We start from the raw sequence: 9,759 nt of genomic DNA, 5'->3' as shown, positions 1-9,759 counted from the left end.
CTCCTATAAACGCGTTTGCTTGAATCAGTTTTAGTTGCCGACCTTCTCGGGCAGGATGCTTTCCACTTCGGAATGCACGCGGGCAATGATGTGCGCAGCCACCAGGCCGTCACCCACACGCTCGCAGGAATCGGCACCGGCACGCACGGCCGCGTTCACCGCACCCGTCTCGCCGCGAACCAGAACCGTCACGTAACCACCGCCCACGAACTGGCGGCCAATCAGACGCACCTCGGAGGCCTTGGTCATCGCATCCGCCGCCTCGATCGCCGGAACCAGACCGCGGGTCTCGATCATGCCCAGGGCCACACCAAAGTTTTCACTCGCCATTGCTATTTTCTCCCGGAGTTACGGTTACTTCGAAAATTCGACGCTCACGCGGCCCTGCGTCCGCCATCCGAGCGCCCGGTATCGGTCTGGTCCTGCCCAGCCTTGTCCCTGGTCGACGACGACGTGTCGTCACTGCCGTCATCCCAGTAATCAATGATCCCCCCGATCGTCAGGTCGGTCAGGATCGAATTGTCGTCCAGCGCCAGGCGCGCGGCCGATCCGCTGATCGTGAACACCCAGTTCCCCGGGTGCGCACCGACCGGATCCACCGCGACCGCCCGGCCGCCTTTCGCGTCCACCAGCACGCGCAGGGACGCCGTTTTCAACCCGTCCACACGACGGGTCACGGTCAGCTCGTCCTCCACGCGCATGATATCCATGGGTTACTGCTCCTCCCAGTGATCGATGATCCCGACGATCGTCGCGTCACTGGGGTAGGACTTGTCCCCGGCCGCTTCGCGCGCCGCCGACGAGCCCACCACGATCACCCAGTCCCCCGGGACGCAGCCCACGGCGTCCACCGCCACGGTCCGCGGACCGCCGACCTTCTCCTGCACCACCAGCAGGGGCCGATGTCCCAGATCGCGAATGCGATTGGTCGATACCAGCGTCTTCTCTACCTTGCAGATCTTCATGTCGTTCCCGTTGGCCTCAGGCCTCCAGCGGCTCCAGCTGCGAACCGCTGCGCTTGTCCCGAATCACCATGTGGCAGCCGATCAGCCCCTTTTCGGACAGATCCCGATAGCGTTTCATGATCTCGTCGCGTACCCGCCGGCAGCGCGCCTCCACCCGCTCGCGCGAACCGGGCACCTTGCGGTCGTAGCGGAAATGCACCACCACCGGCACTGGCAGACCACGTTCCACGTTCAGTTTGCGGAACACCTTGTTCACGCCGACATCCATGCTCTCGGCACCCTCTTCCATGGTGTCCAGATGGGCGATGTAGGCGAAGTTCCGCACCTGCATCTCTTCCACTTCCTGGCCCACGATGATCATCCGTTCGCGATGCCCGACGTCGGCGTAATGGCCACCGTGATACCGCGCCACGTAATCGAGCTGCGACAGGTTGTTCATCAACAGCCGCGAGATGAATCGCAGCATGCCCTCGTGCGGCGCCCCGTTCCCGGTGCCCCAGCCCTGCTGATGCACCGTGTCCTGAATCGCGCGATACACCGCGAGCGACGCGTCCTGTTCGTTCATGTCCTGCGTCTCGCGGTACAGCGCCGCGCTGTCCACAAAGCGGTACAGGCTCATCCGCGTCTCGCCATCCGGCACGTGGACCTTGATGGCATCCGTGTCCGTGTCCACCCCGATCAGCAGGGTGTCCACCGACGCGCCGCAGCAGTAGGTGTTTTCCACCGCCTGCCGGAACGCCCGCAGTTGCCGCAGCGCGGCGTCCGCCGCCTCCCGTTCGCAGGAAGCATGAGCGGTGCAGCCCTGGTGATCAGGGTCCGCACTGCTGTAATGGTACGCCGCCACCTTCAGGTACCGGCTCGGCACGTCCGCAGTGGTCGGCCGCCCTTCACGAAACCGCAACAGCTCCCGCTTGGTCCAGTGCCGCACGTCCTCCTCGATATCGAACAGGGCGCCCGCGTAGCTCTTCACCCGCACCGCCATGTCGGGCAGGCGCAGGATAAAACGCCGCAGGCCCAGCAAGCGGCCGTCAGAGCACGGCGAGATATCCACTTCGTGGAAATCGCAGTCCAGGAACCACGCGATCGCCGACTCCGCTTCGGCCACCAGATCGTCGCGCCCGGCCCAGTACTCGTTCACCATCCGGTCAAACAGCCGGAAACTTCCTTCGAGGTACAGCCGCCGGGTATCCAGATGATTGATCCAGGCATCTTCCAGCACCTGCCGCGGCAGGCTCACCCCCAGGCGACGTTCCGCCACCGACTGAGCCCGTTCGGCGAAGTCCTTTTCGTGCTGCATTGCATGGATCTCACGCAGCACCGGGATCAGGGCGGCGAAGCGATCGCGAAACCCCTGTTCGAATCCCTGCAGGCGTTCGTTACCACGCACATCCGCCAGAGGATGCCCCGGCCGCACACCGCTGCCGTCGTCGACCGGCGCATAACGCCCGACCTCGCCGAGCTCGGGCCCGCCCGCTGGCTCCGTACCCACGAGGGGTGCCGGTTGAGCCTGCGGCGCCGACGCCGAGCCACGCCCGCTCACATTCCCGCGAGGGCGCAGAGATGTCGGTTTGCGGCGGCGGCGAACGACCATGAGCTCCCGACTCCCCGGATCAGCCGCGGGCGCCGCCGGACAGGGTCACCAGCGACCCGGCGTCCGTACTGCCCGAGGACCCGGTGATCCGGCTCGCCGGCACTTCCTTGCGTTCCAGCTCGCGGTTGCTCCAGGCACTGCTGCCCTCGCCCCGCGGATTCCCGCGCATGCTGACGTTGCGCCGCGTCGAAAAGCCTTCGGTACCGGTCACCGACTCCCCGCGCTGCCAGTCGTCACCGGTAATCGCGAAGTCTCCGCCGGCCCCATTGACGGTCACGCGTTCGGCACCGCCACGGTCCTGCTCCGCAGCCTCAACCTCGGCCATCGCCGCCCGGGCCTGAGCCTGGGCCATGGCCATGGGTGCGCCCGCCCGGGCACGCGCCTCTCCGTAACGGAACTCCTCGGTGCCGGACACCAGGCCCACCGCCTTGTTCACCGAACCCGTGATGGATCCGCTCGAACCGTAGGCCGTACCCGTCACGCGCCGTTCACGCGCCTCGCGGGCCGGAGACGGCACACTGAAGCCGCGCGCCGGCACTTCGGCATCACCCGCCGCCGGGGCGGCCTGGTATGCAGCGGTGGTCTGCATCACCGCGTTCCCTTCGAATCCTTCCGGACGCAGGCGGGGATGCAGGTCGCCGGCCACATTGGCGCAGGTGGACGCGAATTCGTCGGCACCGACATAGGGCGCGCCGGAAACGTCCTGGCAAGCACCGTGTTCGGTTCCGGTCACCCGGTCGTCATAACCCGGCTGACTGCCGGAAACGGCGTGCCCCGGGGTCGAGTGCCGCTGTGCGACGCGCACGCCGGCCGAACGCGCTTCCTCGGGGGCACAGTACTGCTGATACTGGTCCGGCCCCACGTACGAGGTGCCGCTGATCGGCTTGCACGCCCCGTACTCATCGCCGGTCACGCGCGAGGACGGTCCCATCGCCGGGCCCGAGACCCCCTGCTGCTTCCAGGTACGACTCATCGTGACCTTGTCCGGGCCGGCTTCCGGCGTGGTGCCGCACAGTGTTTCGTAATGATCGGATCCCACGTATTCCGTCCCGGTAATGGGCTTGCAGCCCCCGTATTCATCGCCGGTGATGCGACTGGACGATTCCACCCGCGTTCCCGACACCTCGCCGCCATGCAGGGTATGCATCACGCCGACCTTGTGGACGCCACCGGCCGCCGGCTGCTCGCAGAGCTCCGCAAAATCGGCCCGGTTGTAGTAAGGCGTCCCCGTCAGCGAGGCGCAGGAACCCGTCTCGTCTCCGGTCACCCGCGGACTGCGATCCACGGCCACACCGGTCAGGGACCGGCCGTGCGCGGTGTGCATCTCGCTGACACGGGAGGCCGCCGGTTCGCCCCGCGTCCCGCAGCGCTGGAAGTCCTCGCTACCCAGGTATTCCGTACCCGTCACGGGCTTGCAGTCCCCGTGTTCCACACCCGTCACTGGAGAGGAGCGCCCGACGTCGGTGCCGGTGAGTTCGCGACCCCGCAGGGTGTGCATCACACCGGCCCGCGCCGGCGCTCCGTCAGGCTTTCCCGTGCAGGGAACCTCACTGTCGCGGGTATTCAGATACTCGGTCCCGGTCACGCTCCGGCAGGAACCCGACTCATCACCCGTTACCTTCGGACTGCGACCGACCGTCGTGCCGGAGACATCCTCGCCGCGACCGGTGTGCATCACGCCGGTGCGCAGAGTGCCGGGTGCCGGACGCGTACCGCAGAAGCCCTCGTACTGTTCCGTACTGAGATACTCGGTGCCGGTGATCGCCTCGCAACTGCCGCGCTCGTCGCCGGTGACCTGGCGGGACCGCCCCACCTCGGTTCCACTGACTTCCTGCCCGTGGCTCGTATGCGAATGGCCGACCTTGGGCGAATGGGCCTCCGGGAGGGTCCCGCAGTAGCGATCGAAATGTTCCGCGCCCAGGTATTCGGTCCCGGTCACGTCGTAGCAGCTGCCGGCTTCGCCACCGGTCACGGCATAAGTGCTCTCGACCTGGGTGCCGCTCACGTGCCCGCCGGAAAGGGTGGTCCCTTCCTCGACTTTCGGCGGCGCATCATGCTGGGCGTCGTGCCGCGGCCGGCCGCAGGGCCGGCCCGGCTCGGACGAACCGCGGCCAATGCTGCACAGTTCCTGGCGCCGCTGACGCGCGATCTCCCGGGTCGTCATGCCCTTGCGCTGGGCCGCTTTCCACGAGCCCTCGCGCGGCAGATCGGAAGGCCGCTTGGTGCCGGCCTGATAACGCCGACGCAGCGCCTTCTTGCCCTGGCTCGCCATCGCGTCCCGGCGCGCCATGCAGATGGCCCGCACGTCGGAGATCATTGGCTTGATCTCGCGATCGTTCTCGTCCTGACGCTGTTCCACCTGCTCGCACAGGCGGTCCAGCCCCTGGTCCAGCGCCTCTTCCGCACGTTCGGCGGATTCATCGGCCGCCGGCGATTCCGGCTGCCGCGCGGCCTCCCGCGGCGGACGCGTCGGGCGCGGCGGTTCCGGGTCGCGCTCACGGCCACGCAGACGATCCTCGCGCCGCGGTTCGGTCGCCATCGCCTTCTTGCCGTTCTGCGCCAGCGCCTGACGGCGCAGGCGGCAGATCTCGCGGCCGCTCATGTTCTCGCAGTCCACGTCCTGGCTCTGCGCAAGGACTTCGAGCTGCCGCGAGCGTTCGGAGCCGGCCCGGGCAAATCCGCCCGAGCCGCGCGTGCTGCCCCGCCCCAGGGCCTTTTTGCCCTGACGTGCCATCTTCTGCCGACGCTCGAGCGCGGCCTGACGCCCGTTGGAGGCACCCTGGTGGGCGCCCGGAGGCGGCGCGTCGGACCCATCGGTCTGCCGCTCCGCCCGCGGCTCGGTGAACCGGGGCTCGGGCTGCGCGGGCGCGTCGGATTCACGCGCCGATTCCGGAGCCAAGGGAGCCGGCTCGGGCGCAGGCGCCGCGGGCGCGGGGTTCTGACGAACCACCTGGGACCGCGAGACGCCCTGGTTCGAGCCCTTCACGGCGGCCTTGCCATTGCGGGACATGGCCTTGCGCCGTTCGCGGGCCAGCTCGCGACCGGAGAGGCCTGCAGACGCGGATGTCGGATTACTCATGGCACTTCCTTACAGTTGGCGACGGCAACAGTAAAACCCTGTATGGAATGGCCGGGCCGGCGACAGCCGACCCGGCCGCAGCCGGATCAACGGCCGCGATCGACCACGAAGGCCATGCCCAGGCTCTGGGCGTAGTTATCGTACGCGACGAAGCGCACCATCATGCCGGGGTTGCTGCGACGGCACTCTTCGATCTCCTGCAGCACGGCTTCCACCGACTGCTCACCGAAGAAGGGCAGCTTCCACATGTACCAGTAGGGGGACATGGCGTGCTCCTTCTCGGAGTACTCCACGGAGGGGTTCCAGCCCTGCGCGAGGCAGTATTCGATCTGCTTGCGCACCTGGTCGGCGTTCATCTCCGGCAGGTAGGAGAAGGTTTCGTACTTCTGCACCGGCTTGAAGTTCTGAATATCGGACATGTCGGTCATCCTGTGTCTGGTTCGTTCAGGGTGCGGACGGCGCCGCCAGCGGCCGTCCGCACTCGGGCGATCACTTGTGCTGGGAATCGAGCTTGTCGACGGTGTCGAACTCGAACTTGATCTCCTTCCAGGTTTCCATCGCAATCTTCAGCTCGGGGCTGTGCTGCGCGGCCTGGGTGAGGATCTCCTTGCCTTCGCGCTCGACGTCGCGGCCTTCGTTACGCGCCTGGACGCAGGCTTCCAGCGCCACGCGGTTGGCCGTCGCACCCGGGGCGTTGCCCCACGGATGGCCCAGCGTACCGCCGCCGAACTGCAGCACGGAGTCGTCGCCGAAGATGGTGACCAGCGACGGCATGTGCCAGACGTGGATACCACCGGAGGCCACGGCGAACACGCCCGGCAGGGAGCCCCAGTCCTGATCAAAGAAGATACCGCGGGAGCGATCTTCCGGGACGAAGGATTCGCGCAGCATGTCGATCCAGCCGAGGGTCGCGGCACGGTCGCCTTCCAGCTTGCCGACCACGGTACCGGTGTGCAGGTGATCACCGCCGGACAGGCGCAGGATCTTCGCCAGCACGCGGAAGTGGATACCGTGCTTCGGATGACGGTCGAGCACGGCGTGCATCGCACGGTGGATGTGCAGCAGCATGCCGTTGTCGCGGCACCAGTTGGCCAGGCCGGTGTTGGCGCAGAAACCGCCGGTGATGTAGTCGTGCATGATGATCGGCGCGCCGATCTCCTTGGCGAACTCGGCACGCTTGTACATCTCTTCCGGAGTCGGCGCGGTCACGTTCAGATAGTGACCCTTGCGCTCGCCGGTTTCGGCTTCGGCCTTCTCGGTCGCTTCCTGGACGAACTCGAAACGCTCGCGCCAGCGCATGAACGGCTGCGAGTTGATGTTTTCGTCGTCCTTGGTGAAGTCGAGGCCGCCACGCAGGCACTCGTACACGGCACGGCCATAGTTCTTGGCCGACAGACCCAGCTTGGGCTTGATGGTGCAGCCCAGCAGCGGCCGGCCGTACTTGTTCATCTTGTCACGCTCGACCTGGATGCCGGCGGGCGGGCCACCGCAGGTCTTCACGTAGGCGATCGGGAAGCGCACGTCTTCCAGACGCAGGGCACGGATGGCCTTGAAACCGAACACGTTGCCCACCAGGGAGGTGAACACGTTGACCATCGAACCTTCTTCGAACAGGTCGATCGGATAGGCGATGAACGCGTAGAAGGACTCGTCGTCACCCGGCACGTCCTCGATGGAGTAGGCGCGGCCCTTGTAGTAGTCCATGTCGGTGAGGAGGTCGGTCCACACCGTGGTCCAGGTCCCGGTGGAGGACTCGGCGGCCACGGCGGCTGCGGCTTCTTCGCGGTCGATGCCCGGCTGCGGGGTGATCTTGAAACATGCCAGCAGGTCGGTATCCAGCGGCATGTATTCCGGCATCCAGTAGGTTTCGCGGTAATCCTTGACACCCGCGGAGTACTTCTTGGCGGCCATGTGGCTTTCTCCTACGCGTTGGTTAATCGTGACGGTCGCCTAGGTTAGGAAGGTTAACCACTAATAACAAATAAATAATCTAGATACGACCGATTGACGTTCATCTATGGTTTCCCGGGATCCGTCGTTTACGGGTTCCCGGCGATGGGGGGCACGCGACCTTTCCCGCACGCTCCCGCTGATGAGCCGCCCGCGATTCTAGCCGAAAACCCCGGACGGTGCATGCCAATGACGACACGGTTTCGCGGACGCCGGCCTGGACTGCGACGAAGGGATAGGGGATGCGAGGGGTGACGAAGGGAAGAAACGGAGCCGCCCGGGACGCCGGGCGACTCCGGGAAGGGCCCGGGAGGTGTCAGGTGCCGCGCAGCAAGCGCACCATGGCGTCGGCGACCGCCCGCGCCGACTGCGGGTTCTGTCCGGTCACCAGGCGGCCATCAACCACCACGTGTTCCGCCCAGTCGTCGGCGGCGTCCACCTCGCCACCGCGAGCCGCCAGGCGATCCTGCAGCAGAAAGGGAACCGCGGCATCGAGACCGACGCCCTTTTCTTCGCTGTTCGTGAAGGCGGCCACCCGCCGGCCGGAGACCGCGGGGCTGCCATCCTGGAGCATGGCGCCCACCAGACAGGCCGGACCATGGCAAACCGCGCCGAGTACCTTGTCGTGCTCGAGGAATTCGACGACCAGCCGCTGGACATGCGGATTATCCGGCAGATCGAACATGGTGCCGTGCCCGCCGGGGAAGAACAGCGCTGCGTACTGCTCGTGCTGCACCGACTCGTCCAGCGGGATGGTGTCATCCAGGGCCTGTTGCGCGGTCGCCGCCGCGGGCCCGGGGTGGGCCGCCTCGAGGCTCCGCGGGTCCAGCGGAACCGGGCCGCCCCGGGGACTGGCGACCTTGATCTCGTATCCGGCCTCGCGAAACCGCTGATAGGGGTCTGCGAATTCGTCAAACCAGAGTCCGGTCGCATGCCCCGGGGCGAGCTCGTCGTGACTGGTGGTCACGATCAGGATGGTCTGCATCATGGCGCCGTCTCCTTCCGATGGTTGTCCGTGGTGGACAAACGGTGGATCGGCCACGTTCCCGCGGTTGCCTCAGCGGGCCCCTTCCTCATGGTCGGGCAGAGTGATATTGAGCTCGAGCACCTCGCAGTCCCCTTCGCGATCGACGTTCATCTGCACCGCGTCGTCGTCCACTTCGACGTATTTGCGGATCACCTGCAGCAGCTCCTGCTGCATCGCCGGGAGGTAGTCCGGGCCTGAACGCGCGGCACGTTCGCGCGCCACGATGATCTGCAGGCGCTCCTTCGCAACGTTCGCACTCTTCTGCCGTGGCTGACGGAAATAATCGAAGATGCCCATGGACTCAGCCTCCGAACAAACGGCCGAAGAAGCCCCGCTTCGGCACGTCCACGAAACGCAGCGGACGCTCCTCGCCCAGGAAGCGGCCGACGGCGTCGTCGTACGCCTGCCCGGCATCCGACTCCGCGTCGAGGATGACCGGCTGCCCCGCGTTGGAGGCATTCAGCACCGCCTGGGATTCCGGAATCACGCCCAGCAGGTCGATCGCCAGGATATCCCCCACGTCCTCGATGCTGAGCATCTCGCCGCGCTCCACCCGCTCGGGGGAATAACGGGTCAGCAGCAGGCGCCCGGGCATGGGATCGCCGCCCTGTTCGACCTTGCGGGTCTTGGAGGCGAGGATTCCCAGGATCCGGTCCGAGTCACGCACGCTGGACACCTCGGGATTGGTGACCACCACCGCCTCGTCGGCGTGATAGGCAGCCATCAGGGCACCCCGCTCGATGCCGGCCGGGCTGTCGCAGATGATGTAATCGAACTCTTCCGCCATCTCGCCGAGCACGCGCTCTACGCCATCCTCGGTCAGCGCTTCCTTGTCGCGGGTCTGCGATGCGGGAAGGATGTGCAGATTCTCGACCCGCTTGTCGCGGATCAGCGCCTGTTTCAGGTTCGCGTCACCGTTGATCACGTTGACGAAGTCATAAACCACGCGCCGCTCGCAGCCCATGATCAGGTCGAGGTTGCGCAGACCGACATCGAAATCGATCACTGCGGTCCTGTGGCCCCGCTGGGCCAGGCCGGTCGCGATCGCGGCCGAGGTCGTGGTCTTGCCCACGCCCCCCTTGCCGGAAGTCACCACTACGATACGTGCCATGTTGGCTGCGTCTCCTTGAGAATCGAGGGAAGCGGA

Annotated in this window: 10 protein-coding genes; all 10 read right to left on the bottom strand. The window is 66.4% G+C overall.

Going from position 1 to position 9,759, the window contains the following annotated elements; all coding sequences use genetic code 11:
• Positions 1-30: 30 nt before the first annotated feature.
• The gene (locus F787_RS0106985; protein ID WP_019022379.1) at positions 31-330 is read right to left on the bottom strand and encodes a BMC domain-containing protein; all 300 of its coding nucleotides are present in this window, start codon (positions 328-330) and stop codon (positions 31-33) included.
• A 44-nt stretch (positions 331-374) separates the two neighbouring features.
• Positions 375-710, bottom strand: a complete 336-nt coding sequence (locus F787_RS0106980; RefSeq protein ID WP_018870590.1) for a carboxysome peptide B — start codon at positions 708-710, stop codon at positions 375-377.
• A gap of 3 nt (positions 711-713) precedes the next feature.
• Entirely contained in the window at positions 714-965 is a 252-nt protein-coding gene (locus F787_RS0106975; RefSeq protein ID WP_018870589.1) for a carboxysome peptide A, read from the bottom strand.
• A gap of 16 nt (positions 966-981) precedes the next feature.
• The gene (locus F787_RS0106970) at positions 982-2,454 is read right to left on the bottom strand and encodes a carboxysome shell carbonic anhydrase (RefSeq protein ID WP_019589541.1); all 1,473 of its coding nucleotides are present in this window, start codon (positions 2,452-2,454) and stop codon (positions 982-984) included.
• A 121-nt stretch (positions 2,455-2,575) separates the two neighbouring features.
• Positions 2,576-5,635 (bottom strand): CsoS2 family carboxysome shell protein, encoded by a 3,060-nt coding sequence (locus F787_RS0106965; protein ID WP_081694106.1) that lies wholly within the window; start codon positions 5,633-5,635, stop codon positions 2,576-2,578.
• 86 nt (positions 5,636-5,721) lie between these two features.
• On the bottom strand, positions 5,722-6,054 hold the full coding sequence (locus tag F787_RS0106960; protein ID WP_019022376.1) for a ribulose bisphosphate carboxylase small subunit: 333 nt from the start codon (positions 6,052-6,054) through the stop codon (positions 5,722-5,724).
• A gap of 70 nt (positions 6,055-6,124) precedes the next feature.
• Complete coding sequence (locus F787_RS0106955; protein WP_018870585.1) at positions 6,125-7,546, bottom strand: form I ribulose bisphosphate carboxylase large subunit; 1,422 nt, start codon at positions 7,544-7,546, stop codon at positions 6,125-6,127.
• A 355-nt stretch (positions 7,547-7,901) separates the two neighbouring features.
• Complete coding sequence (locus tag F787_RS0106950; protein ID WP_028491737.1) at positions 7,902-8,573, bottom strand: type 1 glutamine amidotransferase domain-containing protein; 672 nt, start codon at positions 8,571-8,573, stop codon at positions 7,902-7,904.
• A 69-nt stretch (positions 8,574-8,642) separates the two neighbouring features.
• A complete protein-coding gene (gene minE, locus F787_RS0106945; protein ID WP_018870583.1) occupies positions 8,643-8,909 on the bottom strand; it encodes a cell division topological specificity factor MinE in 267 nt (88 codons plus the stop codon).
• Positions 8,910-8,913: 4 nt separating this feature from the next.
• Positions 8,914-9,723: a septum site-determining protein MinD gene (gene minD, locus F787_RS0106940; protein ID WP_018870582.1), complete on the bottom strand. Its 810-nt coding sequence runs from the start codon at positions 9,721-9,723 to the stop codon at positions 8,914-8,916.
• Between the last annotated feature and the right edge of the window lie 36 nt (positions 9,724-9,759).

Origin of the sequence: Thioalkalivibrio sp. ALE19 (genome assembly GCF_000428605.1) — a bacterium.
Classification (GTDB): domain Bacteria; phylum Pseudomonadota; class Gammaproteobacteria; order Ectothiorhodospirales; family Ectothiorhodospiraceae; genus Thioalkalivibrio.
Note: the sequence above shows the minus strand (reverse complement) of the source record. Positions and strands in the feature narration are given on the sequence as shown.